This window comes from Flavobacterium sp. GW823-FHT06G12, assembly GCF_058794775.1.
In genome coordinates this window covers 692,419-715,884 of record NZ_JBXAHE010000001.1, presented here as the reverse complement: position 1 = coordinate 715,884, position 23,466 = coordinate 692,419, and the positions used below count along the sequence as shown (strand labels likewise).

Annotated in this window: 25 protein-coding genes; 19 read left to right on the top strand and 6 right to left on the bottom strand. The window is 32.6% G+C overall.

What is annotated here, in order from left to right:
• The first annotated feature begins 199 nt into the window (after positions 1 to 199).
• From AC1Q5Z_RS03130 to AC1Q5Z_RS03100, 7 genes are all read left to right on the top strand, one after another.
• Positions 200 to 1,189 carry an alpha/beta fold hydrolase gene (locus tag AC1Q5Z_RS03130; protein ID WP_492443788.1) on the top strand — a complete coding sequence of 330 codons (990 nt, stop codon included), beginning with the start codon at positions 200 to 202 and terminating at the stop codon, positions 1,187 to 1,189.
• Positions 1,190 to 1,310: 121 nt separating this feature from the next.
• A complete protein-coding gene (locus AC1Q5Z_RS03125) occupies positions 1,311 to 1,700 on the top strand; it encodes a DUF1398 domain-containing protein (RefSeq protein WP_198856165.1) in 390 nt (129 codons plus the stop codon).
• Between the two features lie 12 nt (positions 1,701 to 1,712).
• Positions 1,713 to 2,570: a ThuA domain-containing protein gene (locus tag AC1Q5Z_RS03120; RefSeq protein WP_492443787.1), complete on the top strand. Its 858-nt coding sequence runs from the start codon at positions 1,713 to 1,715 to the stop codon at positions 2,568 to 2,570.
• A 3-nt stretch (positions 2,571 to 2,573) separates the two neighbouring features.
• Positions 2,574 to 3,419 carry a sulfurtransferase gene (locus AC1Q5Z_RS03115; RefSeq protein ID WP_492443786.1) on the top strand — a complete coding sequence of 282 codons (846 nt, stop codon included), beginning with the start codon at positions 2,574 to 2,576 and terminating at the stop codon, positions 3,417 to 3,419.
• 105 nt (positions 3,420 to 3,524) lie between these two features.
• Complete coding sequence (locus AC1Q5Z_RS03110; RefSeq protein ID WP_343589880.1) at positions 3,525 to 4,766, top strand: ATP-binding cassette domain-containing protein; 1,242 nt, start codon at positions 3,525 to 3,527, stop codon at positions 4,764 to 4,766.
• On the top strand, positions 4,767 to 5,378 hold the full coding sequence (locus AC1Q5Z_RS03105) for a 3-keto-alpha-glucoside-1,2-lyase-like domain-containing protein (protein WP_343589882.1): 612 nt from the start codon (positions 4,767 to 4,769) through the stop codon (positions 5,376 to 5,378).
• A 189-nt stretch (positions 5,379 to 5,567) separates the two neighbouring features.
• Positions 5,568 to 5,879, top strand: coding sequence for a hypothetical protein (locus tag AC1Q5Z_RS03100; protein ID WP_278022111.1), 312 nt, complete (start codon positions 5,568 to 5,570; stop codon positions 5,877 to 5,879).
• Between the two features lie 72 nt (positions 5,880 to 5,951).
• Here the strand turns inward: AC1Q5Z_RS03100 and AC1Q5Z_RS03095 are convergent, their stop codons facing one another.
• A complete protein-coding gene (locus AC1Q5Z_RS03095; RefSeq protein ID WP_198856171.1) occupies positions 5,952 to 6,992 on the bottom strand; it encodes an RluA family pseudouridine synthase in 1,041 nt (346 codons plus the stop codon).
• On the bottom strand, positions 6,982 to 7,599 hold the full coding sequence (locus tag AC1Q5Z_RS03090) for a PASTA domain-containing protein (protein ID WP_198856172.1): 618 nt from the start codon (positions 7,597 to 7,599) through the stop codon (positions 6,982 to 6,984). The genes AC1Q5Z_RS03095 and AC1Q5Z_RS03090 overlap by 11 nt, the downstream gene beginning before the upstream one ends.
• 280 nt (positions 7,600 to 7,879) lie before the next feature.
• Between AC1Q5Z_RS03090 and AC1Q5Z_RS03085 the strand changes: the two genes are divergently transcribed.
• From AC1Q5Z_RS03085 to AC1Q5Z_RS03070, 4 genes are all read left to right on the top strand, one after another.
• Positions 7,880 to 8,851 carry a D-alanine--D-alanine ligase gene (locus tag AC1Q5Z_RS03085; RefSeq protein WP_343589374.1) on the top strand — a complete coding sequence of 324 codons (972 nt, stop codon included), beginning with the start codon at positions 7,880 to 7,882 and terminating at the stop codon, positions 8,849 to 8,851.
• 130 nt (positions 8,852 to 8,981) lie between these two features.
• Positions 8,982 to 9,674, top strand: coding sequence for a DUF421 domain-containing protein (locus tag AC1Q5Z_RS03080; RefSeq protein WP_343589375.1), 693 nt, complete (start codon positions 8,982 to 8,984; stop codon positions 9,672 to 9,674).
• A 102-nt stretch (positions 9,675 to 9,776) separates the two neighbouring features.
• Entirely contained in the window at positions 9,777 to 10,238 is a 462-nt protein-coding gene (coaD, locus tag AC1Q5Z_RS03075) for a pantetheine-phosphate adenylyltransferase (RefSeq protein ID WP_198856175.1), read from the top strand.
• Between the two features lie 106 nt (positions 10,239 to 10,344).
• Positions 10,345 to 10,923: a PhnA domain-containing protein gene (locus tag AC1Q5Z_RS03070; RefSeq protein WP_198856176.1), complete on the top strand. Its 579-nt coding sequence runs from the start codon at positions 10,345 to 10,347 to the stop codon at positions 10,921 to 10,923.
• 277 nt (positions 10,924 to 11,200) lie between these two features.
• Here AC1Q5Z_RS03070 and AC1Q5Z_RS03065 read toward each other — a convergent pair whose 3' ends face one another.
• Both AC1Q5Z_RS03065 and AC1Q5Z_RS03060 read right to left on the bottom strand, forming a co-directional pair.
• On the bottom strand, positions 11,201 to 11,644 hold the full coding sequence (locus tag AC1Q5Z_RS03065) for a hypothetical protein (RefSeq protein ID WP_198856177.1): 444 nt from the start codon (positions 11,642 to 11,644) through the stop codon (positions 11,201 to 11,203).
• A gap of 194 nt (positions 11,645 to 11,838) precedes the next feature.
• On the bottom strand, positions 11,839 to 13,200 hold the full coding sequence (locus tag AC1Q5Z_RS03060; protein ID WP_492443785.1) for a DEAD/DEAH box helicase: 1,362 nt from the start codon (positions 13,198 to 13,200) through the stop codon (positions 11,839 to 11,841).
• 225 nt (positions 13,201 to 13,425) lie between these two features.
• Between AC1Q5Z_RS03060 and AC1Q5Z_RS03055 the strand changes: the two genes are divergently transcribed.
• The 3 genes from AC1Q5Z_RS03055 (at position 13,426) to AC1Q5Z_RS03045 (ending at position 16,831) form a co-directional block, all read left to right on the top strand.
• Positions 13,426 to 15,153 (top strand): M14 family metallopeptidase, encoded by a 1,728-nt coding sequence (locus tag AC1Q5Z_RS03055; RefSeq protein ID WP_492443784.1) that lies wholly within the window; start codon positions 13,426 to 13,428, stop codon positions 15,151 to 15,153.
• 157 nt (positions 15,154 to 15,310) lie between these two features.
• Entirely contained in the window at positions 15,311 to 15,535 is a 225-nt protein-coding gene (locus AC1Q5Z_RS03050) for a cyclic-phosphate processing receiver domain-containing protein (protein ID WP_343589381.1), read from the top strand.
• 435 nt (positions 15,536 to 15,970) lie between these two features.
• Positions 15,971 to 16,831, top strand: a complete 861-nt coding sequence (locus tag AC1Q5Z_RS03045; protein WP_343589383.1) for a hypothetical protein — start codon at positions 15,971 to 15,973, stop codon at positions 16,829 to 16,831.
• 254 nt (positions 16,832 to 17,085) lie between these two features.
• Here the strand turns inward: AC1Q5Z_RS03045 and AC1Q5Z_RS03040 are convergent, their stop codons facing one another.
• A complete protein-coding gene (locus AC1Q5Z_RS03040; RefSeq protein ID WP_492443783.1) occupies positions 17,086 to 17,505 on the bottom strand; it encodes a helix-turn-helix domain-containing protein in 420 nt (139 codons plus the stop codon).
• A gap of 228 nt (positions 17,506 to 17,733) precedes the next feature.
• Here AC1Q5Z_RS03040 and AC1Q5Z_RS03035 point away from each other — a divergent pair, with 228 nt between their 5' ends.
• The 4 genes from AC1Q5Z_RS03035 (at position 17,734) to AC1Q5Z_RS03020 (ending at position 21,889) form a co-directional block, all read left to right on the top strand.
• Complete coding sequence (locus tag AC1Q5Z_RS03035; RefSeq protein ID WP_492443782.1) at positions 17,734 to 19,002, top strand: hypothetical protein; 1,269 nt, start codon at positions 17,734 to 17,736, stop codon at positions 19,000 to 19,002.
• A 68-nt stretch (positions 19,003 to 19,070) separates the two neighbouring features.
• Complete coding sequence (locus AC1Q5Z_RS03030; protein WP_492443781.1) at positions 19,071 to 19,649, top strand: hypothetical protein; 579 nt, start codon at positions 19,071 to 19,073, stop codon at positions 19,647 to 19,649.
• A gap of 667 nt (positions 19,650 to 20,316) precedes the next feature.
• On the top strand, positions 20,317 to 20,832 hold the full coding sequence (locus tag AC1Q5Z_RS03025) for a hypothetical protein (RefSeq protein ID WP_492443780.1): 516 nt from the start codon (positions 20,317 to 20,319) through the stop codon (positions 20,830 to 20,832).
• A gap of 826 nt (positions 20,833 to 21,658) precedes the next feature.
• On the top strand, positions 21,659 to 21,889 hold the full coding sequence (locus tag AC1Q5Z_RS03020; RefSeq protein ID WP_250835607.1) for a DUF4287 domain-containing protein: 231 nt from the start codon (positions 21,659 to 21,661) through the stop codon (positions 21,887 to 21,889).
• 186 nt (positions 21,890 to 22,075) lie between these two features.
• Here the strand turns inward: AC1Q5Z_RS03020 and AC1Q5Z_RS03015 are convergent, their stop codons facing one another.
• Positions 22,076 to 22,738, bottom strand: a complete 663-nt coding sequence (locus AC1Q5Z_RS03015; RefSeq protein WP_343589393.1) for an NUDIX hydrolase — start codon at positions 22,736 to 22,738, stop codon at positions 22,076 to 22,078.
• A 7-nt stretch (positions 22,739 to 22,745) separates the two neighbouring features.
• On the opposite strand from AC1Q5Z_RS03015, the gene pyrE reads away from it, so the two are divergent.
• Positions 22,746 to 23,390, top strand: coding sequence for an orotate phosphoribosyltransferase (gene pyrE / locus AC1Q5Z_RS03010; protein ID WP_343589395.1), 645 nt, complete (start codon positions 22,746 to 22,748; stop codon positions 23,388 to 23,390).
• The last annotated feature ends 76 nt before the right edge of the window (positions 23,391 to 23,466 follow it).

Genomic DNA, 23,466 nt, shown 5'->3' with positions numbered 1-23,466 from the left:
CTACATTACTCGTCTAAATACATTATTTTCATAATCGGCTTCATTTAATCGATAAAAAATCAAAAAAACATCGATTATTAACACTAAAAACAATGAAATCATTTTGAATGCCTTTTTTCTGATAACTTTAAGATTTTAAGCTTTGTTTTAAAAATGCTTCGGTTTAATTTTATAATTCCTAATAACAAATGCTATTGAAATGAAAATCTTGAAACTATTATTTATACTAATTCCTTTCTTAAGTTTTGGCCAACAGGGAAATATAAAAGCCTTGGACATTAATTTAAGTAATTATGAATATCCATTTCCTGTTCATTTTATCGAATTGAGCAATCAGCGCCAGTACATGAAAATGAGTTATATGGACATTATTCCAGAAAATTACAATCAGAAAAATATTGTTTTACTGCATGGAAAAAATTTTAATGGCGCTTACTGGGAAACTACTATTAAAGCTTTAGCAAAAGAAGGTTTTAGAGTAATTGTTCCCGATCAGATTGGATTTGGAAAGTCGACAAAACCAGACAATTTTCAATACACATTTCAGCAATTAGCCGAAAATACCAAAAAACTTTTAGACCATTTAGGAATTCAAAAAACAACGATTTTAGGACATTCTATGGGCGGAATGCTAGCCACTCGTTTTGCGTTAATGTATCCAGAAACAACAGAAAAATTAGTTTTAGAAAATCCGATTGGTTTAGAAGACTGGAAATTAGTCGTTCCTTATAAACCTGTTGATTGGTGGTATGAGTCGGAATTGAAACAGAATTACGAAAGCATTAAGCAATACCAAATGGCAAATTATTATGATGGAAAATGGAATGCCGATTATCAAAAATGGGCAGAACTTGGCGCAGGATGGACAACTGCTCCAGATTATAACATCGTTGCCTGGAATTCTGCTCTTTTGTACGATATGATTTTCACACAACCTGTTTTATATGAATTTAAAAACATCAGATGTCCAACATTATTAATTATCGGAACAAGAGATAAAACAGCTTTAGGAAAGCCATTAGTTCCTGAAGAAGTGAGAAAAACGATGGGAAATTATGCTGAATTAGGCAAAAAGACACAGAAAGCAATTCCGAATTCAAAACTCGTAGAAATTCCAAATACAGGACATTTGCCACATATTGAATCTTTTGATTCATTTATAAAACCATTAATCGTATTTTTGAAATAATATTTTTTTCTGCCACGAATTTCGCGAATTGACACTAATTAATTTTCCGAAATTTTTAAATAAAAAATTCGTGTAAATTGGTGCAATTCGTGGCAAAACCTAACTTAAAAATCATATAAATATGTTTACAATACAACAAATAAAAGAAGCGCATTCAAAAGTAAAATCAGGTGAAGATTTTCCAAATTATATTCAGGATCTAATCATATTAGGCGTAAAAGGATATGATACTTATGTACATGATGGAAGCACCGTTTACTACGGCTTAAATAATTATACCGCAGCTGCTGAAGAAAAATACGCTGAAATTAAAGTGGCAGATTTTCCTAATAAAGAACTTTTTATCGAAAATCTGGTAAAGCATCAGCATGGCGAAACCGATTATATGACTTTCTGCAATCATTGTGCACAAGCTGGAATTGCGAAATGGCGTGTTGATATTGTGGAGATGACTTGCACTTATTTTGATAAATCGGAGAATGAAATTTTAATCGAAAAAATTCCTGTTTAATCACCAAACTGAATGACTGTTTTCAACCAAAACCATCAAACCCTTTTCAAAAGAAGCATTTTACTTTTAGTTTTAGTTCTTTCTTTCTCTAGCTTTTCACAAAAGAAAAAAGAAAATCCAAAATTTAAAGTCATTGCTTTTTATACTGCAAAAAATGATCAAGCGCATATCAGTTTTGTACACGAAGCCAATAAATACTTTCCGAAATTAGCTGCAGAAAATCATTTCCAATATGATTCTACAAGCAATTGGGACAATTTAAACGCAAAGTTTTTGGCAAAATATCAGGTCGTTTTATTTTTAGACACAAGACCAGAGAAAAAAGAACAGCGTGAAGCTTTTCAAAAATACATGGAAAATGGAGGCGGCTTCATCGGATTTCACTTTTCGGCATTTGCTTTAAACGATTCGAGCTATAATCAAGATTGGAGCTGGTATCACAATACTTTCCTTGGTTCTGGCGAATATGGAAGCAATACTTGGCGACCGACTTCGGCAGTTTTAAGAGTAGAAAATCAGCATCCAGTAACTAACAATTTGCCTAAAACTTTTGCTTCTGCACCAAACGAATGGTACAGATGGTCGAACGATTTAACCAAAAATCCAGATATCGAAATTTTATTAGCAATAGACGAATCAAGTTTTCCTTTAGGAACTGGGCCAAAAGCGCATGAAATCTGGCATAGCGGTTATTATCCAGTTGTTTGGACCAATAAAAAATACAAAATGCTGTATGTAAATATGGGACATAATGACATTGATTATGAAGGCGGAACAAACAAAACGCTATCGTACACTTTTGAAAACAAAACACAAAGTCAATTAATCCTGAATGCCTTGCTTTGGCTTGGCAATTCAAAGAAAAAATAAAAAATGTCTACTACTCTTTCTCCATTAATTACGGCTCAAGAATTAATTGCTAATTCTAAAATCATTTTAGTTGATGCTAGAGCTGGCGCAAACACTTTCGAAAATTATCAAAAAGAACATTTAAAAGGCGCTCGTTTTGTCGATTTAAATCGTGATTTGGCTGCAATTCCAGAAAATCCTGCAAACGGAGGAAGACATCCTTTGCCTTCTCCAGAGGAATTTTCTAAAACCCTATCTTCTTTAGGAATTTCACCTTCAGATCATGTAGTCGTTTACGATGATAAAAACGGTTCTAATTTTGCGGCTCGTTTCTGGTGGATGATGCGTGCGGTTGGACATGAAAAAATTCAGGTTTTAAATGGTGGTTATCAAGCAGCAATTCAAGCGGGTTTTCCAACCAATTCTGGCATCGAAACTTTTGACCAAACAACATATCCTTCTCAAGAATGGAAATTGCTTTTAGCTGATATCGATGAAGTCGAAAAGGCTCGAAAAAACGATCAAAATATAGTAATCGATGTTCGTGATAAAAACAGATATGATGGTTTAACAGAACCGCTAGATTTAATTGCTGGACATATTCCTGGAGCTATCAATGTTCCGTTAACTGAAAATTTAGACGAAAACGGATTATTTAAATCGGCTAATGAATTAGCTGCAAAATACAAAGCTGTAATTGAGGATAAAAAATCAGAAAATGTGATTGTTCATTGCGGGTCGGGCGTTACAGCTTGCCATACATTATTAGCAATGGATTACGCCGGACTTCCAATTCCGAAATTATATGTGGGTTCGTGGAGCGAATGGTCAAGAAATGACCGCGAAATGGCAACCCAAAAAACAGAATAAAATATTTTTTTGTCACAGATTAAAAAGATTCGAATGATTAATCTTTTTTAATCCTTTAATCTGTGGCTCAAAAAACAATACAACCAACAAATTTAAAAATACACAATGCAACACTGGGATATACTCTTGTCAAATCAAGTAAACAAAAAAGCTTTTATAGACGCTTTACTTGAAGGCAAAGCAAAAGGAGATTTAGCCGCTTTTAATAACCAAAAAGGAATTCTTTTCTCTGATATTGCAATCGAGAAATTCATCGAAAAGGAATTTCAATACGATAGCGTCGAAGCTTCCACAACCTCAAATAGACAATTAAGAACTTTTTCTTCTGGAGAACGCAAAAAAGAGTTTTTACGCTACTGTATTAACCAAAAACCCGATTTCATCATTTTTGATAATCCGTTTGATCATTTAGATCAAGCTTCTCGAGTTGTTTTAGCCGAATCGCTGCAGAAATTAACCGATTCTATTGCGATTATTCAGTTATTGAATCGTACTGTCGATATATTAGATTTTGTTCCAAATAAAGCTTTAATTAAAGACAATACATTCGAATTGCATCCATTTGTAAAAACCGAAAATCATTTTAAAACATTAAATACCGCTACAATTCCGAAAGCGACAGAAACACACTCTTTTCAAAATAATGTATTAATAAAACTAGAAGATGTTTCTGTAAGCTACGAAGAAAGAAAAATCATAAATAAAATTTCTTGGACAGTTAAGCAAGGCGAATTCTGGCAATTAATTGGCCCGAATGGCTCAGGAAAAAGTACTATCTTATCCTTAATTACAGGCGATAATCCGAAAGGTTTTGGACAGGATTTATTTTTGTTTGGAAGAAAAAAAGGAACAGGAGAAAGTGTTTGGGAAATCAAAAAACAAATCGGAATTTTTACTACTTCTATGACCGATTTATTTCAAAAAGGCCACACATTAGAACAAATGATTTTATCAGGATTCTTCGATTCTATCGGATTGTACACTGAGCCTACAACGCATCAAAAACAAATTGTAAATCAATGGCTTGAAGTGATAGAAATGACGCATTTAAGAAAAAAACGCTTTATTGATCTTTCTATTGGACAGCAGCGTGTAGCTTTAATTGTTCGTGCCGTTTTAAAACATCCGCCGTTATTAATTTTAGACGAACCAGTTGAAGGTTTGGATGATGAAAATGTAGATTTGGTTATCCAATTAATCAACACCATCAAACAAGAAACAAATGTGAGTATAATTTATGTTTCTCACCGAATTGAACAAGGCCTTGCCCCTACTTCTGTTTTCGAACTTTTGCCTTCAGAAACAGGTTCAATCGGAAAAATAAAATACCATTCAGAATTAAATTAAATGAAAATAAAATTTGCAGTCTTTCTGATTTTACCACTCATCTTGATTTCGTGTTCCAACACGATTTCAACGGTAAAAAAAGAATATACTTTAAACAATTCTAGAGAACTAAAATCAAATTGGACAATCGATTCTAAAGAGTGGATTCTAAAAAATGATACTCTTATAGGAAACGGTTCTCTTTCGCCTTGGGGAGTTTTAGTTTCAAAAAAACAGCTCCCAAAAAATTATGCTATTGATTTTAAAGTCAACATGACAAATGCATCTTTATTCGAAATTATGCTCAATTTGGATAAAGGAAAATACATTAGAACATACTTGTATCAGATTGATCAAAACATAGTAATTGGCGACGGAATGTATGATAAAAAAGATGATTCGTATGGCAAACGAGGTGGAAAAACGTTGTTTAGAAAGCCAATGCAATTAGAAAACAATAAATGGTATTCAGTAAAAATTAAAGTTTTAAATAATCAATTATCATTTTCTGTTGACGATAAAACAACTTTAGAATGTTCTCTTGAAAAAAGCAATCTAAACCAAAAAGGAAAATTAGGTTTTATAACCAACGGAGAAGTCAAAATAACTGGTTTAATTATTAAAACCCTATAGCTAAAAGTTCGTAATATGAAAAAATACGAGATACGGCAAAATGGAGATAATGAAATGACTATTTCATTTTATTTCAATAAAAAATCACTGATTGTTCCTTGAATAATTTTCTTTTCAATATTGCTATTAATTGTAAGCAAGTTAAACCCTGACCTAATCGCTGAAACCTTTATCTCAATAATCATTGCAATGTCAGCACTCACATATGTACTGTTTAATGATTATTTTGAATGGTACAAAAACAAATTTCATGTGTTTAGCATTAGAGATGAAGATTTGTATATCAATAATAAATTTCACTGCAAATTGTACAAATTACAATCCGTAAATGTAGTTTATCTCAACGGGAAATACAGTTTAGGTTGGAAAGTATACTTGGATGTTTTTCCTATTTCATCAAATGACTACATCATAAAAAAACATTTATTAGAAAAAGACGCACACGAAATAGCAGAAAAAATTTCAATATTTCTAAACAGAAATGTAAAAATAGAATCATAAAAAAAAGCTCCTTTTGGGAGCTTTTTTTTATGATTCTACATTATCTAATTTTCTAATTGACAAATTATCTAATTATTCCTCATCAACATTATGCGACTTCACATAATTCTGCCACTTCTCAATACAATCTTTAAAATCTTGCGGAAGTTCAGTATCAAAACGCATCATTTCGCCAGTAGTCGGATGAACAAAACCAAGCGTTTTAGCATGCAGTGCCTGACGTGGTAATGCTTTAAAACAATTCTCTATAAACTGTTTGTATTTGGTAAAAGTCGTTCCTTTCAAAATCAAATGCCCGCCGTAACGTTCATCATTAAATAAAGGATGTCCGATGTGTTTCATATGCGCACGAATCTGGTGTGTTCTTCCTGTTTCCAGTTTACAAGAAATAAGAGTTACATAACCAAAACGTTCCAAAACTTTATAATGCGTAATTGCAGGTTTTCCAATTTCTGGATCATCAAAAACTGCCATTTGCATACGATCTTTTAGATGTCTTGCAAGATTTCCTTCAATTGTACCGCTATCTGCCACAACATTTCCCCAAACTAGAGCAATATACTCACGTTCGGTAGTTTTAGCTTCAAACTGCTTTGCCAGATGCGTCATAGCAGCTTCAGTCTTGGCTACAACCAAAAGACCCGAAGTGTCCTTGTCAATTCTATGAACCAAACCTGGACGTTCGCTGCTATTCATTGGCAAATTATCAAAATGATGCGCCAAAGCATTTACCAAAGTTCCAGTATAGTTTCCGTGACCAGGATGCACAACCATTCCAGGCTCTTTATTAATCAATAAAAGAGCATCGTCTTCATAAACAATATTCAACGGAATATCTTCAGGAAGAATATGATTTTCAAACGGAGGATGCGACAACATTACCGTTATCACATCAAAAGGTTTTACTTTGTAATTTGATTTTACAGGAATATCATTTACAAAGATATTTCCGTTAGTTGCCGCATTCTGAATTTTATTTCGTGTGGCATTCGGAATCAAATACATTAAATATTTGTCAATACGCAAAAACGCTTGACCTTTTGGGACTTCAAATCTATAATGTTCGAATAATTCGTCTTCTAGATCTAAATTTTCTTCAATATTATTGTTCATCTGCTGGGGTTTCTACAGGCACTGCAGTACTGTCTGCCTGACTATCATCTACATAACTTGCTTTTCCGTCTCCTAAAACCAAATCAATTTTAGAAGCCTTAAGCACGCGATCTCCTACTTTTAAGTTTCTTCCTTTATAACGCATTTCCAAAACCATATCTTTTCCAAGATTTGGAATATACGTAATCGTTCCTGGCTCAAGACCTAACGCTTTTAACGTTGGTACAGCTTCACGATATGTTTTCTCGATTAAATCTGGAATTTTCACAGAAGAAAAACCAGAAGCATTAATCTTGATATAAATTTTTCTACCCACTTTTACCATTGTTCCTGGCAACGGATCTTGCTCAACAACACTATATTTTGGGTATTCACTTCTGTAATCAACACTGTCCAAAAGAACGTAATCTAAATCCAACTCGTCCAGTTTTTGTTCTACTTGCTCTTCAGTCAATTTAGACAAATTCGGCACCGCAATTTCGTGTCCGTGATCTGTTGTAAAAGTTAACCAATGCATAAATAAATAACCAATAACCGCAATTATAGCTGCGGCCGCAAGCAATTGCAAGAAAAAAACTCGGCTTGTTAAATACTGACGTAAACTCATAAATTTATTTTTATTAGCGACAAAGATAAAGTATTTCGTTTCAAAAAAAATGATAATTTTGTTTAAAACAAGAAAGTGCCATTATTGTCATTCTGAGCGTCGCGATCCCGAAGCTTTAGAACCGAGAAGGATTTACATACAGTAACATTGACAATTTTTGCGGAGCTACTTGCAGAGATTTCTCCTTTGTCGAAATGACAATATTGGGAAAAATCATTTTTATCTGCGGAAGAAACTTGAAAACATTAAACTTAAAACAAATAAAAAATAAAAATATACAATGAAAAACATTGCCATCATCATGGGCGGCTATTCTAGCGAATACAAGATTTCTTTAATCAGCGGGAATGTCGTTTATCAATATCTTGACAAAACAAAATACAACGGATTCCGTATTCACATTTTTAAAGAAAAATGGGTTTATGTAGACCAAAATGATGCCGAATTCCCAATCGATAGAAATGATTTTTCAGTTACTGTAAACGGCGAAAAAATCACATTTGACTGTGTTTTCAACGCTATTCATGGAACTCCAGGAGAAGACGGATTAATGCAAGCGTATTTCGAATTGATCGGAATGCCACAATCTTCTTGCGATTATTACCAATCTGCTCTAACATTCAATAAAAGAGATTTATTATCTGTTTTAAAACCATACGGAATCAAAACAGCGATTTCTTATTATTTAAATAAAGGAGATAAAATTAATACACAAGAAATTATAGAAAAAGTTGGACTTCCTTGTTTTGTAAAACCAAACAAAGCAGGTTCAAGTTTCGGAATCTCAAAAGTAAAAACAGAAGCCGAACTTCCAATTGCAATTGAAGTAGCTTACAAAGAAGACAACGAAATTATCATTGAAAGCTTCCTTGACGGAACCGAAGTATCTGTAGGTGTAATTAACTACCAAGGAGAAATCAAAGTACTGCCAATTACAGAAATTGTATCAGACAATGATTTCTTCGATTATGAAGCGAAATACGAAGGAAAATCACAAGAAATAACACCAGCTAGAATCTCTGACGAAATGACTAGAAAAGTTGGAGAAACAGCAAAACGTGCTTATGAAGTTTTAAAGATGAAAGGTTTCTCAAGAAGCGAATTCATCATTGTAAACGACGAACCACATATGTTAGAAATGAATACTATTCCTGGCTTAACTACAGAAAGTTTGATTCCGCAACAAGCAAAAGCTGCAGGAATTTCTCTAGAAGATTTATTCACAAATGCAATTGAACTAGCTTTAAAATAGTTGCTAAGATTTTAAGGTGCTAAGATCCTAAGATTTTAGCACCTTATTTTTTAACCTTATTGTCAGACTGAACCAAGTCAAAGTCAACCTTTGTCACTTTTGTCACTCTGCATCTTTGAACCTCAAAAAAATGAAAGAAATCTTTGAATGGAATAGGTTATTCTACAACAATCTCCCAGAAACCTTTATTCTGGAAGTGATATTTCGTTCAACGGTAATGTTTACTATTTTACTTCTTACATTAAAGTTAGCAGGAAAAAGAGGCGTAAAACAATTATCTGTTTTTGAAACCGTAATTATCATTGCATTGGGTTCTGCCGCTGGCGATCCGATGTTTTATGAAGATGTCGGAATAATTCCTGCTGCAATCGTATTTCTAAGCATTATAATTCTTTATCGTTCTGTTACTTGGCTCACAGGAAAAAGCAAAAAATTCGAAGAGTTCATAGAAGGTAAAACCGAATGCTTGATTAACGACGGAAAATTTTCTATATCGAGTTTTAAAAAAGAAAGTTTGGCGCAAGATGAGTTTTTTGCTGAATTACGCATCAAATCGATTGAACATTTGGGGCAAGTAAAACATGCATTTATAGAAACAAGTGGCGAAATCAGTGTTTTTTATTATGAAGACAAAGATGTTGGATACGGATTGCCGATTCTGCCTTTGCTTTTTGAGAAAAAAAATAGAAGTATCCCAGAAGATGGAGTATATTCCTGTTCTTTTTGTGGTAATACTGAAAAATTAAAAAAAGGAACTTCAACTTGTAAAGACTGCAATAAAGACGAATGGGTTCCTTCAATTAATACCAAGAGAATAACATAGTAAAAATTCCAAATTCAAAAAAAAGAAAAAGAAAACTAAGATTCACCATAATCCTAATAACTTAGAATCTTAGCATCTCAGAACCTTAGAACCTTAATAGAAATGCGAAAAGCCATATTCCCAGGATCATTTGACCCAATTACATTAGGACACGAAGACATCATCAAAAGAGGAATTCCTTTATTTGACGAAATTGTAATAGCAATTGGTGTCAATGCCGAAAAAAAATACATGTTTTCATTAGAAGAAAGAAAACGTTTTATCGAGGAAACCTTCAAAGACGAACCAAAAGTTACGGTTATCACCTATGAAGGATTAACAATCGATTTGGCAAAAAAAGAAAAAGCCAATTTCATTTTGAGAGGTCTTCGCAACCCAGCCGATTTCGAGTTTGAAAAAGCCATTGCACATACCAACAGAAAACTTTCGAAAATAGAAACTGTTTTCTTATTGACAGCTGCAAGTACATCATTTATCAGTTCGAGCATTGTACGCGATGTATTGCGTCATGGTGGCGAATATGAACAATTGGTTCCAAAAGCTGTTAGGATAAAAGAAAAATAAGGCGAAAAATCAATCAACCGATTTAAAGAACATCCAAACCTTGACATAAACTTGCAATCCAAACAAATTATAAGTAATTTCGCATTTTTAAAATAAAACCCAAATAATGAGCATCGAGAGAGAATTAAGCAAAAGAAGTGGCGCTAAATGCGAACTTTGTGGAGCTGAAGAAAATTTAAAAGTTTATCAAGTCCTTCCAACTAAAAAAGGAGGTATTGATGAAGCCGTATTTGCCTGTAACACTTGTATTGACCAAATTGAAAATCCAGATAATGTAGATTTAAATCACTGGAGATGCCTTAACGACAGTATGTGGAATGAAAATATTCCGGTACAAGTTGTGGCTTGGAGAATGTTAAGCCGTATGCGCGCTGCGGGATGGCCACAAGAATTGCTTGATATGATGTACTTAGATGAAGATACTCTTGAATGGGCAAAAGCAACGGGAGAAGGCGAAGATGATGAAAATAAATTAGTTCACCGCGACAGTAACGGCGTAGTACTACAACACGGAGATTCTGTAGTTTTAATCAAAGATCTTAAAGTAAAAGGATCTAGCATGGTTGCCAAACAAGGAACTGCCGTTAGAAACATCCGTTTAGACCACGAAAACGCTGAATATATTGAAGGAAAAGTAGACGGCCAGCAGATTGTAATTATTACACAATACGTGAAGAAGATTTAAAAAAAGGTGCTGAGGTTCTGAGATGCTAAGATTCTAAGCTTTTTTTTAGAATACTAATAATTTAACCGCAAAGCACACAAAAAAATACGCAAAGTTCGCAAAGTTTTATCCACAAAGCTTTGCGAAATTTTTACTTTTATAAAGTCTTTAAAATTAAAAAACTTAGCGTGCTTTGCGTTAAAATTAAAGACAAAGTTTATCAGCTTGAAACCTGAAACAAAAAAGCCCGTTCATAAAACTGAACGGGCTTTTTAAATATATTGTTTCTAACGAAAAATTATTTTTGGAATAATTTACTGATTTGATCTTTTACGAATGGCTCAGAAACGTTGTTTGTTGCTGCGTCTCTTTCTTTTCCAGAAACCATAAATTGAACTGTAGCTTTGTCTGGAACCACATTTCCTGTGTAGTGCAACCAAATGTAGTTGTTAGGTAACTCTAATTTGATGTCGTACAACGGAGAAGCTGTAAATCCGCCCATGATAATGTTGTATAAAGAGTTATAAGCATTATCAATGTTTTTGAATGAAAATTTTCTCAAAGTCGAATCATCATCACTTTGAACGATAGTGTAATACACAGTGTATTCGTCACCAATTTTCTGAATGTAATTATTATTTACTTTTCCTAATTTTTCTACAGGAACTGTTTCTAGTACCTTAACCTGTGCAAACGAAATAAAAGTAAAAAACAATGCGGCAAGAGTAATAATCTTTTTCATATAGTATTTGGGGTTACAATTTTACGAACACAAAAAAACATAGAAATATTGAAAAAACACCTATCAATTCGTTATTTTTTTAACATAAAATTGTAAAACTTAGCTACATAATCATAATTCACTGAATTACAAACACATAAATCGTAAAAAACTCCAAAATGCAAATCTAAATTAACGCTCTAAAATCTAAAAATTTAATACTTTCCTCTCTTCTCCTCTTCTTCTTTCTTAATAACATTACGGGCAACTTCGATTTTAAACTTCTTGCCTTTCATTTTTTCATCTTTAACGTTTTTCAGAAGATCTTTTACTTTATTGTATTTTACCGCTGCAAACGAAACAAAATCTTTTACTTCAATTAATCCTAAATCGTCTTTTTCTAGTTTTCCCTTTTGAAAAAAGAATCCTACGATATCAAATTTATTCAACTTGGTTTTCTTTCCGCCACTGATATAAATAGTCTGAAATTGAGGCGGATTCGGAAGCGAAACTTTTCCTTCAACATCCAAAACCTCCATTTTGTAGTCAATGTAGTCTAATTCTTTTTCACTTTCGTGAATGATCACATACGCAGTTCCTGTTGCCTGCATACGCGCTGTACGTCCGTTTCTATGCGTAAACTCGTCTTCTTTTAAAGGCAGATGATAATGAATAACATGTTTCATTTCTGGAATATCCAAACCTCTTGCTGCCAAATCGGTTGTTACCAAATACGTTACACTTCCATTTCTAAACTGAATCAAAGCACGCTCACGTTCTTCTTGATCCATTCCGCCATGATAATAAACCGAATAGATTCCTTTTTCGTTTAAAGTGTCACTAATACGCTCTGCCGCATCACGATGATTACAGAAAATAATAGCCGATTCTGACTTTAAAGAACAAATCAAGTTAAACAAACTCTGCAGTTTATCTTTTGCTGGCGAAATCACCATTTTCATAGAAAGATTTGTCTTTTCTTCTTCCTCTGGAATAAAATCCAAAACAACTGGATTTATAACTCTAGTATATTTCGGAATCTCAATATCTGAAGTTGCCGAAACTAAAACGCGTTTGTTTACTTTCGATAATCTTCCAATTATAAAAGACATTTGCTCATGAAAACCTAATTGCAACGATTTATCAAACTCGTCTAAAACTAAAGTCTGAATTTTATCTGTTCTAAAAGTTTCTCTCTCGATATGATCGGCAATTCTTCCAGGCGTTCCAATTAAAACCGCTGGCGGATTGCTTAAGTTTTTGATTTCAGTATCAATTGAATGTCCTCCGTAACAAATATTGACTTTGTACTGCGTTCCCATTTTCTTCCAAACTTGTTCAATTTGAAGCCCTAATTCGCGTGATGGAACCAAAATCAAACATTGAACAGAAAGTATTTCAGGCTGTAACAATTCTAAAATAGGAAGCAAAAACGCTAATGTTTTTCCAGATCCTGTTGGAGAAAGTAATAAAACGTTGTTTTCGTTTAAAATAGCATCGTGTGCCATTTCCTGCATTTCGTTCAGGCTCTGAATCCCTAAATTCGAAAGTATATCGTTGGAATGGTGTTTTTTCATGCTGCAAAAGTAGGGAAAGTTTTTTAACCGCAAAGCACGCAAAGGTTTACGCAAAGTTCACAAAGTTTAAGTTCAAAGCTTTGCGAACTTTGCGTTTTTACAAAACCTCAAAGACAAAAAACTTTGCGCGCTTTGCGGTTAAAAAAACACAAAGTACATGAAACCTGAAACTTGAAACCTGAAACAAATAAAACTATTATATTTGACCATCAAAAACCCAAAACCATGAAACTTTTTACATTTCTCTTTTCACTTTTCACCATCACTATTTCCGCTCAAAACAATAAGAAATACGATACCTTTTTTGAGAAAGGAAACGGAAATCAATCTGCTTCTTATCAAGAAACTATCGCCTATTGGAAAATGCTTGCCGCTGATTTCCCAACGATTCAAATGAAAGAAATGGGACTGACAGATTCTGGAGAACCTTTGCACATGATTACTTTCAATCCTGACAAGGAATTTGATTTTGATAAAATCCAGAAAACCAAAGCCGTTTTGTTTGTAAATAACGGAATCCACGCAGGAGAACCTGACGGAATAGATGCCACAATGCAATTCTACAGAGATTTGGCAACAGGAAAAATGAAAGCGCCAAAAAACACTGTCTTGGTAACGATTCCTGTTTATAATATTGGCGGAGCTTTAAATCGAAATTCGACAACTCGCGCGAATCAGGACGGACCAGAGATTTATGGTTTTAGAGGAAATGCCAGAAACTACGATTTGAATCGTGATTTAATGAAATCGGATACTCGAAATACAAAAAGTTTTGTAGAGATTTTCCAGAAAATAAACGCCGATGTTTTTATTGACAATCATGTAAGCAATGGTTCTGATTATCAATACAAACTGACGTACATTATGACACAGCACAACAAACTGGGAACGGTTTTGGGCGATTTTATGAATAACGAAATGATGCCGGCTTTGGTAAAAGACCTTCAGAAAAAGAAAATTGAAACGACACCTTATGTTGATTCATTTAAAGATACGCCAGACAAAGGTTTTGGGCAATTTGTAGATAGTCCGCGATATACAACGGGTTATACTTCTTTGTTTAATACGATTGGTTTTGTGGTCGAAACGCACATGCTGAAAAAATATGCCGAACGCGTAAAAATGACCTACGAATACATGAAATCGACTATGGATTTTACCGATGCGAATTATCAAAAAATAAAAGAGTTAAGAGTACAAAATTTAGAGCAATATCAGCCTAAAAAATCATACACATTAAAATGGGAATTGGACAGCACAAAAGCGACCACTTTTTCATTTTTAGGTTACGAAGCAGGCTATAAAAAAAGCGACGCTACAACAGGAAATCGTTTGTATTACGACCGCACAAAACCATACAAAAAAAACGTTCCGTACATTAAAGAATTTAAATCGGTTAAAGAAGTTGTGATTCCGACGGCTTATGTTGTTCCTAGAGGATATTGGAATATTATTGACCTTTTAAAAAACAATAATATCTCCTTCAAACAAATTAAAAACGATACCATTATAGAAGTCGAAAGTTATAGAATTGCCGATTTTAAAACCGTTCCGTCTGCTTACGAAGGGCATTATATACACAGAAACACAACGGTAACTTCTAAAATCGTTAAAATGGCTTTCGCCAAAGGAGATTACCTAGTTCCAACCAATCAAAAAGGCGTGAAATATATCGTAGAGGCTTTTGAACCAGAAGGCATTGATTCGTTCTTTAATTGGAATTTCTTCGATGCAATTTTACAGCAAAAAGAGCATTACTCAGAATATATTTTTGAAGATACTGCTGGACAGCTTTTAAAGGAAAATCCGTCGCTAAAAGCAGAATTAGAAGCTAAGAAACAAAACGACCGCGAGTTTGCTAAAAACGCAGAAGCACAATTAGATTGGATTTATAAGCATTCTGTTTATTATGAAAAGGCGCATATGCAGTATCCTGTCTATCGAGTGCTTTAGTTTTTTTGATGACGTATATTTTTAACGCAAAGTACGCTAAGATTTTTTCTCTTTAGAGTGGTTTTGAAAAACGTTAAGATCGCAAAGCTATACGCGCAGAACTTTGTCAAAGTTTAAAACTTTGACAAAGTTGAATCTCAAATTTTACATTAAAATTATGACATACAAACTTTTTCTTGACGATATTAGAGACGTAAATATGGTTTACAAAAAATTAACTAATAATGATTTTGTTGTCGTCAGAAATTTTCATGATTTTAAAAAAGTGATTCTTGAAAAAGGACTTCCTGAATTAATTAGTTTTGACAATGATTTAGGTCTTGACGAAAATGATAATATTGCCAAAGATGTGTTATGCTTGCGCCAAATGGCTGGTTTATGAATCTGAAATAGATTTACATAATCTAAATTTCAATGTTCATTCTGCTAATCGTGTAGTTTCTCTTCAAACTCAAGGTTTGCTTGATAATTATATTAAACATTTGAAATCACAATAGCACAAATTTACCTATAAGAAAAGTACTTAGAGGAAATATAAAACGCTTTACTTTACGAGCACAGATTACAAATACGCGCTATCGGAAAATAATTTTAGAAGTTCTTTTTTTTCTAAAGATTTATTTTTTTTATATCCTATAAAATTATTTCAAATTATTATAAGTTATTTTTAAACAATATTCTAAAAAAACAAATACTACAATATAAAATCCTACGTATTAATACGTTAAATACACACTACAAGATTAAATCGGTTAAAAAAAGCAGATATCATTAAAAATTTTACATAATTTTAACGAGAATTTTAAACCCAAAAAATATGAAAAAAAATTTAATGATTTTACTAGCAACATTGGCATTTCTTTCTTGTGAGAAAAAGAAAGATGTCCAATCAGTCTATTTAAAGGACGATTTAAAAGAAAAAACTGGTGATTCAATTACCCTAGAATTTTTTAATATTGGAGATTCAATTAAAAATAAAATAGCATTGAAACAATATAATTCTCAAGAATCAATTGCCCCTGCAAATGAAAATATTCCAAATACAATTCCCTTTGACTTAACGAAACGTGATTTCTTGCACAATACTGTAGGCTACAAAACAAATTTAGAGCAGTTAGTTGGAAAACTAGTAAGAAGAACGATGAAAGACGGTAAGTTAGTTTATGTCGTAACAACTGATTATAAAAAAGATTCTGTTCGACTAGAAACAAAAATTCCTGAAAAATCAAACTTAATTGAAAAGAGATATGATAGTAAAGTTGGTGCAGAAGTTAAGTATTTGTTTGCAAGCGTTACTGGGGAAGCAAACAAAGCATTTAGTTTATTAATTAATGACACTGCTGAAGTTCTTATAAAAGATGAGCAAATTAATAAGAGAAAGTTATATAATAGATTTAAAGACGATATCCGTATAGCAGAATACTTCGTTATTACAGCTGCAGTTGTAACAAGCATTGCCACAAAACAATATGTAAAAATGAGCAGTAAAGGAGGATATAACACAGGTGCCATAAAGGTTAATGCAGATTATTACAACGAAGATGTCAATTTTACTCAAGATTGGTTAGTAGGAATTAATGTAACTGAAGTCAGCGAGTATGTAAAAGACTATGCAGCTGAAATTAAAGACCCCGAACCACATCAAGTAAATCCAACAGACACAACTCAAAATAAATAAATTAAAAATGAAAGGTTGTTTAGTACTAAGAACCTTCCTTTTTAATATTGATTAATTAAACAATGCACAAATACTAGTCAAATAGTTATAAAAACTTCCCCCGCTAGCGCGAGCGTCCCGCTCGTGAACGCAATCTAACTCAAAACTAAAAGAGCACGAGCGAGACGCTCGCGCCAGCGACAATAAACCAAATTAAAAAGCCTAATAAAAACAATTTTATTAGGCTTTTCTATATTCCAAAAAGAACAAAAAAATTATTTATCCTTCAATATTTTTTCTAAATACTCCACTTTATCTTTTTCAGCTTGAACCAAACGTTCGTAAAGCTTTTTATTTTCTTCGTAAGCTTCAACTAGCTTATCAAGAGGATTAAAATTACATACATTATTGGTTCCGAAATTAGTGCCATGACTTCCACTATTATCATAGAAATTATTAAAAAAATTAATTGCTGCTTCGTCAGAAAAATTTTTAATAGCTTCAACACTTACTCCCAAAGCTTTTGCAATCTGTTTTAGCTTTTCTTCATCAATCGTTTCACTGTTTTCTAAAATAGATATCGCCTGTTGGTTTGTTCCTAAAGCCTGAGCCAAAGCTTCTTGCTTCATATCACGAAGTTCACGAATTCGGCTAATTTTTCGCCCAATATGGCTTGGTTTTGTAAATGTGCTCATAATTCAAATATTGCTTATTAAACAAAAGTACGATTTTTGAGACATGAAATTAAATAAGTTTTAAGTTTTTAGGTTTCTGAAATTCTAAAATGCTAAGCTTTGACAAAGTTAAACCAGATTTAAAAATGAAAGAAATGTCTTATTTTATTATTTAAATGTCTTTTTAGGGAGTTTAATGGAAAACATAAGGATTAGTTTTAAACATACTAACCTTATAACCATTTAATTATGAAAAGATTGAAAAAATCGCTAGTACTTTTTCTAGCGTTTGGCGCTGTCATCTTAACCAACAGTTGCAACAATGAAGAAGTTGACACAGGTCAATTAAGAACTCAAGATCCTAAAATTAATGAAGCTAAAGATTGGTTCGAAAGCTACAAATCAAATTCTACAACCAATAAATCAGAACAGGGAGAATTTACTGAAGCATTTAGAAATCTTGATTATTATTGGGAAAATGCTCAAGTAATCAAATTGGGCGATAACGCTACAGGGATAACCGTACCCGTTAAGGACAATCCCGAAAATCCTGAGTACAAAGGGCAGAAAATGTTATATTTGTATGAATCAGATTCAAAATATGAAGCATTAATTCAGGAGATTTTTCCAGAATCGCAAGATAAAATTGATGACGACCAAAAAAAGCTGGGTTTTGAGGACCTAACTTTATTTAGCGGTTATATCATTACTTGGGATTTAAAAAAAGGCTTTTTAAAAGGCGCTAAATTAAAAGACGGTCTTGTTATTGGCGATGTGCAAAATGTGATAACACTTCTTGACGAAGATATCAAAAACGGCACAGCATCAAAGATGATAGAAATGTTTGATGAAAGCGCCAATTACGGTGGAGAACGTGATGATACATTACAGAAAGGTGGGTCTGTTGCAATCCCGTTAAATAATGTTATTGTCGTGCAGAAATCTCCTGCTCCTGCTCCTAGAGATTTTAGTATTGCTGGTGCTTTTGGCGGAGATGGAGGTTCAAATGGGAATTCGGGAACTCCTACAGGTGGTGGAGGAAGAACAAGTGATGGCGACGAAGCAACTAATATTGAAATCGCTCCACCTAGTTGTGAAAGCTTTTATTTCACATCAAAGAAAGGAGCCAATTGGCAAGAAGCTGCGGTCAAAAATATAACCTTAAAAATTGTAGTTCTTACTCAAAACAGGATAGAAATAACGCATACAATGATTTTTCCTCAAGCAGTGCTTTTTGGTATGCCAATAAATTTTAACAAAGGCAATGGAGATGTTACTGCTGATGCAGCGGCTACAGTTTCCGCTATGTCCCTTAATGAATCAATGAAAGAGATGGCTAGACTATATACTCGAACAGTAATAAATGAGTTAACATTACGTACTAAATTTCAAGAACTTGTAATAAGGAATTATAGAATTCATACAAATGGTGGGACGGTAAATTTTAATTCCACATCCTCTTTACCTGCAACAAACTATAAAACAAGCCCAAGAGAGACCGGTCTTTGTGATAATTGATTCCATAAGATCAAATAATTTTAAAAATTAAAGTAAACAAATCAAAATTATTAAAATTAAATTTGAAAATGATAAAAGATGTTTTAACAAATTTTGCATATATATATTATCCCAAAAACATTTGTCCTTGGGATGATAAAGAAAAATATTTATATACTAAGGAATATAGAAGATTACAATCTATAATTAACTATTTTGATTCGGATGAAAATCAAACACTACGAAAAAACATAAAAAAAGAATTCCAAGATGACTCAATTTTAAAAGATTTTGAAGATTTCTCTGTTCTGGACAGCAATCAAGACAGATGTTATACATTTTTTCTAAACGTATTTGAAGAAGGAGAATTATACTCTATTTCTTTATATTTAAGTTTATTAATTCCATATTACACAATTAGAAAACAATCACATCCAGCTGAGCCTTTTTATTCAAAAGCAAGAATTGAAGAGATTGAGAGAGAAAAGACTGATACAAGAAAAATTAATGAATTAATTCTTGCTATCGAAACTTTAGTTGAAGATAAACTTTTCTATACAAAATTTCCTCATTTATTAATGGATGAGAAAATTTCAAACATAAGTTTTGGCGATATTTATCTTGGTAATTTCACGATGTTTAATGCTTTTTTTAACAATCGAAAATAAATGAAAACAATAAGTAAATACTATCTAATTTTTCTAATTATCGCTTTTTCCTTTCTAATATATTTTTATTTTAATATGCATCTTTATGTTTTTGCGTATTATGATACGTATTACTGTATAAGCTATTTCTATTTTATATTATTATTTCTATTAATAGGCAGTCTTATTTTTCTAATCTTGAATTTTTTAAAACGGAGAAATAGAAAATTTAGATAATTATGGATGTGCTTATAAAAGATTACGACTATTCGTTAATGGCTTGGCAAATTTTTTGCGTGCTTTTTAGTTTATTTTTTTGGATCACAATATTTTATTTGCTGTACAAAATTTATAAAAAAGTTAAATAAGTGTGCCCAAGATTTCATATGAAATAAATAGCCCTAGAATGCTCTAGGGTTATTTAACCCAACTTCAACTCACAGCATAAACCAACACTTTAAAATCTTCAATTATCGATAACAAATTTGTAAATATTACTATTGACAATCTTTCTGCGAACTTTTCAGAAATAAGCGATTGTTTAAAGAAGTATTATCCAATAGGAATAACAAGAGAAGATAAAAATTACTTTTCTTATTCAGGAATAACAGCATTAAATGAAATAATAAAGAAAAATAGTAAAAAAGATTATTATGAAGAAGAATGGAGTATTGGTCTTTTAGAGAAATTGAAATTAGATTTTCATGACATATCTGGGAGCACAGCTGGATTAGTGCCAAATTTTTCGGGAGTTATAAGATTAAAAAATACGATAGAGAGTCGAACAGAGTTACACTTTTATAAAAGCTTGATTGGCAATTATTTTACAATTGAGATTTTAGAAAATATTCATCTTAAGGAAATTTCACATCCTGTTTTTGGCAAACGAAAATCTTGGGCTATTGAAAATATAATTGTTTCACCTGTTGGAGAATATGAAGAAGTTTTCCTTAAAGTATATCAATCAATTACCACAAAATATAAGGGAGTAAAATTTCTCCCTTATGTTTTTGATTTGTACAGAATAACCAATTTAGATGTCCCTTACAAGTCAAATAACGAGCAAGTAACAATTGCTGGAGCATTTTTTCAAAAATTTTCTTCTTACGATAAATCAATCACAATAATAGGGGATATTAATTATGAAATTGATCGATTAAAAAAAGATAGTGATAATGCTCAAAATGACGGCAAGTTATTATAGAAATACCTTAGTAAAGGTAATAATTAGCAATTTGAGAGTCATTGTGCTCTCTGCTCTACCTTGTATTCGTGCTTGATTTGGTTCAATCCAAAGACAGATCAAATAACACTTAAAATAAATCATGTTCATTAATTTACGAGTTGCAAAGTTTATTGCAGTACTATCTTTTTTATTAACTTATGGCGTTCAAGAGAATGGAGTACCAAATTTTATTCTTTTAATTATATACTTCTGTCAGTTTTTGTACGACCTCTTTAATAACACGTCGTCAATACTTTGGCAAGGATTAATAGCCATTCCTACATCTGGTCTGCTTGTTTTATTTTTAAGAAGCAGAAATTATAAAATTTTGCTAAGCTGTTTTGTTATTTTATTGTTTATAATGTTTTACATTACAGGGCTAGTATACAATTACAAGAGAATAAATGATGCATTTACAATTCCAGCAATTTTACTCCTAACTTCTTCTATTTATGCCATAATATTGGTAAAAAAAAGCAGTCATTTGATATCATAACATACTAAAAGAATCTATTAAAATAGAAAACTAAAATAATCATGGATATACTTATAGAAGACTACGACTATTCGTTGATGGCTTGGCAATTTTTTTGCGTGCTTTTTCTTTTATTCTTTTGGATCACAATATTTTATTTATTATATAAAATCTATAAAAAAGTCAAATAGGTAATACCGATAAAACAAATAATAGGCTTAGGATATCCTAGGCCTATTTTATTAAAAAAAATTAAATCAAACAAAAGTTAATACTAATCCTACTTTTAATTTGTATTTTCGTTTTACTTAACTATTTAACTTCTATTTTATGTCATTTCAAGGATACCTAAAAACGATTAAAGAAAAAACAGGAAATGGTCCCGCTGAGTTTAGAACTTTGGCAGAACAAAAAGGTTTTACTGCAAACGGCGAGTTAAAACCTGAAGTAAAAGCTGGAGATATTGTAAACTGGCTTAAAAATGATTTCGCCTTAGGGCAAGGCCATGCAATGGCAATTTATGCTTTGCTTAAGGGCATTAAAAACGAGGATAGCGAATAAAAAAGTTCTCACTAAAAACCAAATGAACTTTTAACGACGAGTGCCCGCGTGAGGGATAGAGCCAGGCTACCGAAGTAGCGGCGAAAGCCCGACAGCAATAAAAAAAGACCCAATGAACGCAAAGTTGATTGGGTCTTTTTTTTTATTGGTGGCACGTCCAAATGATTGATTTCTAATCTAAAAACTTTAAATATCTTTTATTTTAGAATCTGGGCCTGAGCGATAAGCAATTGGCGCAGCCATTTTTTCTCTTGGATTTTTTTCTTCTTCGAATAACAATTTGATGTTTTCGTAGGAGTTTTTAAGTGCTTCTTTAATTTGTTCTGGGTTTAACCATGCTACTTTTTCTATTCCTTCTTCGATTTGTCCGTGTGGTGTTCCTTCAAAATCGGAAAACATTTCGAACCAATGCGTGATTTTAAGTTTGTATTTTCCGTTGCGTTTAAAGATATGATAGGTTTTTTGAAGTTTATTCGTAATACGAAGCTGGTTTACTCCTGTCTCCTCCTCTACCTCACGCATAGCCGTCGCTTCAATGTCTTCCCCTTTCTCGATTCCGCCTTTTGGCAGATCCCATTTTCCGTTTCTAAAGATAAACAAGACTTCGCCTTTCTTATTGTAGACAAAACCTCCGCCTGCTTTATTCACGGGAATCTTGGCTTTAAGGGTTTTCATTATCTCACTTTCGTCGGGATGATATAGAATGGCTTTTTGAATTTTATTTTGAAAAATTTTTATAATAAGCTGCTCGATATCAATACTCTCCAACAAGAACAATTGGAAATCTGTTTCACGCGAGATTTCATTTGTCAAAAAAAGTGGTTTGTCGTTTACAAAAACTTTATACATTTGTACTATGATTTTTAATAAAGATACTGCCGAAAAAACAGCCGAATTGCTTTTGCAAATAAATGCAATTAAATTGAATCCCGAAAATCCTTTTACATGGGCTTCTGGTTGGAAATCTCCTATTTACTGCGATAATAGGTTAATTCTTTCATTTCCGAGCATCAGAAACTATGTTCGTGATGAGTTTGCTAAAAACATCGAAAAACAATTTGGAAAACCTGATGTGATTGCTGGTGTTGCTACTGGAGCCATTGGAGTTGGAATTTTGGTTGCCGAAAGTTTAGGCCTTCCGTTCGTATATGTGCGTCCGGAACCAAAAAAACACGGTAGACAAAACCAAGTAGAAGGTTTTTTACAAAAAGGACAAAATGTTGTGGTTGTAGAAGATTTAATTAGTACTGGAAAAAGCAGTTTATTGGCTGTTGAAGCTTTAAGAAACGAAGGTGCAAACATAAAAGGTATGGCAGCTGTATTTACTTATGGTTTTGGCGTTGCCGAAGAAAATTTCAAAGAAGCTAATGTTGATTTGTTCACTTTAAGCAACTACGAAAACCTATTAGATTTAGCAGTTCAGAAGCAATACATCACAGAAGAGCAACAATCTACCTTGCAAGAATGGAGCGTGAGCCCATCAACTTGGGGACAGGAGTAAGATTTTAGATTTTAGATTTTAGATTTTAGATTTTAGATTTTAGATTTTAGATTTTAGATTTTAGATTTTAGATTTT

What these genes read in the sequence shown, in the direction of transcription:
- AC1Q5Z_RS03130 (WP_492443788.1), top strand. Translation starts at nt 200, where the DNA reads ATGAAAATCTTGAAACTATTATTTATACTAATTCCTTTCTTAAGTTTT.
- AC1Q5Z_RS03125 (WP_198856165.1), top strand. Translation starts at nt 1,311, where the DNA reads ATGTTTACAATACAACAAATAAAAGAAGCGCATTCAAAAGTAAAATCA.
- AC1Q5Z_RS03120 (WP_492443787.1), top strand. Translation starts at nt 1,713, where the DNA reads ATGACTGTTTTCAACCAAAACCATCAAACCCTTTTCAAAAGAAGCATT.
- AC1Q5Z_RS03115 (WP_492443786.1), top strand. Translation starts at nt 2,574, where the DNA reads ATGTCTACTACTCTTTCTCCATTAATTACGGCTCAAGAATTAATTGCT.
- AC1Q5Z_RS03110 (WP_343589880.1), top strand. Translation starts at nt 3,525, where the DNA reads ATGCAACACTGGGATATACTCTTGTCAAATCAAGTAAACAAAAAAGCT.
- AC1Q5Z_RS03105 (WP_343589882.1), top strand. Translation starts at nt 4,767, where the DNA reads ATGAAAATAAAATTTGCAGTCTTTCTGATTTTACCACTCATCTTGATT.
- AC1Q5Z_RS03100 (WP_278022111.1), top strand. Translation starts at nt 5,568, where the DNA reads ATGTCAGCACTCACATATGTACTGTTTAATGATTATTTTGAATGGTAC.
- AC1Q5Z_RS03095 (WP_198856171.1), bottom strand. Translation starts at nt 6,992, where the DNA reads ATGAACAATAATATTGAAGAAAATTTAGATCTAGAAGACGAATTATTC.
- AC1Q5Z_RS03090 (WP_198856172.1), bottom strand. Translation starts at nt 7,599, where the DNA reads ATGAGTTTACGTCAGTATTTAACAAGCCGAGTTTTTTTCTTGCAATTG.
- AC1Q5Z_RS03085 (WP_343589374.1), top strand. Translation starts at nt 7,880, where the DNA reads ATGAAAAACATTGCCATCATCATGGGCGGCTATTCTAGCGAATACAAG.
- AC1Q5Z_RS03080 (WP_343589375.1), top strand. Translation starts at nt 8,982, where the DNA reads ATGAAAGAAATCTTTGAATGGAATAGGTTATTCTACAACAATCTCCCA.
- coaD (WP_198856175.1), top strand. Translation starts at nt 9,777, where the DNA reads ATGCGAAAAGCCATATTCCCAGGATCATTTGACCCAATTACATTAGGA.
- AC1Q5Z_RS03070 (WP_198856176.1), top strand. Translation starts at nt 10,345, where the DNA reads ATGAGCATCGAGAGAGAATTAAGCAAAAGAAGTGGCGCTAAATGCGAA.
- AC1Q5Z_RS03065 (WP_198856177.1), bottom strand. Translation starts at nt 11,644, where the DNA reads ATGAAAAAGATTATTACTCTTGCCGCATTGTTTTTTACTTTTATTTCG.
- AC1Q5Z_RS03060 (WP_492443785.1), bottom strand. Translation starts at nt 13,200, where the DNA reads ATGAAAAAACACCATTCCAACGATATACTTTCGAATTTAGGGATTCAG.
- AC1Q5Z_RS03055 (WP_492443784.1), top strand. Translation starts at nt 13,426, where the DNA reads ATGAAACTTTTTACATTTCTCTTTTCACTTTTCACCATCACTATTTCC.
- AC1Q5Z_RS03050 (WP_343589381.1), top strand. Translation starts at nt 15,311, where the DNA reads ATGACATACAAACTTTTTCTTGACGATATTAGAGACGTAAATATGGTT.
- AC1Q5Z_RS03045 (WP_343589383.1), top strand. Translation starts at nt 15,971, where the DNA reads ATGAAAAAAAATTTAATGATTTTACTAGCAACATTGGCATTTCTTTCT.
- AC1Q5Z_RS03040 (WP_492443783.1), bottom strand. Translation starts at nt 17,505, where the DNA reads ATGAGCACATTTACAAAACCAAGCCATATTGGGCGAAAAATTAGCCGA.
- AC1Q5Z_RS03035 (WP_492443782.1), top strand. Translation starts at nt 17,734, where the DNA reads ATGAAAAGATTGAAAAAATCGCTAGTACTTTTTCTAGCGTTTGGCGCT.
- AC1Q5Z_RS03030 (WP_492443781.1), top strand. Translation starts at nt 19,071, where the DNA reads ATGATAAAAGATGTTTTAACAAATTTTGCATATATATATTATCCCAAA.
- AC1Q5Z_RS03020 (WP_250835607.1), top strand. Translation starts at nt 21,659, where the DNA reads ATGTCATTTCAAGGATACCTAAAAACGATTAAAGAAAAAACAGGAAAT.
- AC1Q5Z_RS03015 (WP_343589393.1), bottom strand. Translation starts at nt 22,738, where the DNA reads ATGTATAAAGTTTTTGTAAACGACAAACCACTTTTTTTGACAAATGAA.
- pyrE (WP_343589395.1), top strand. Translation starts at nt 22,746, where the DNA reads ATGATTTTTAATAAAGATACTGCCGAAAAAACAGCCGAATTGCTTTTG.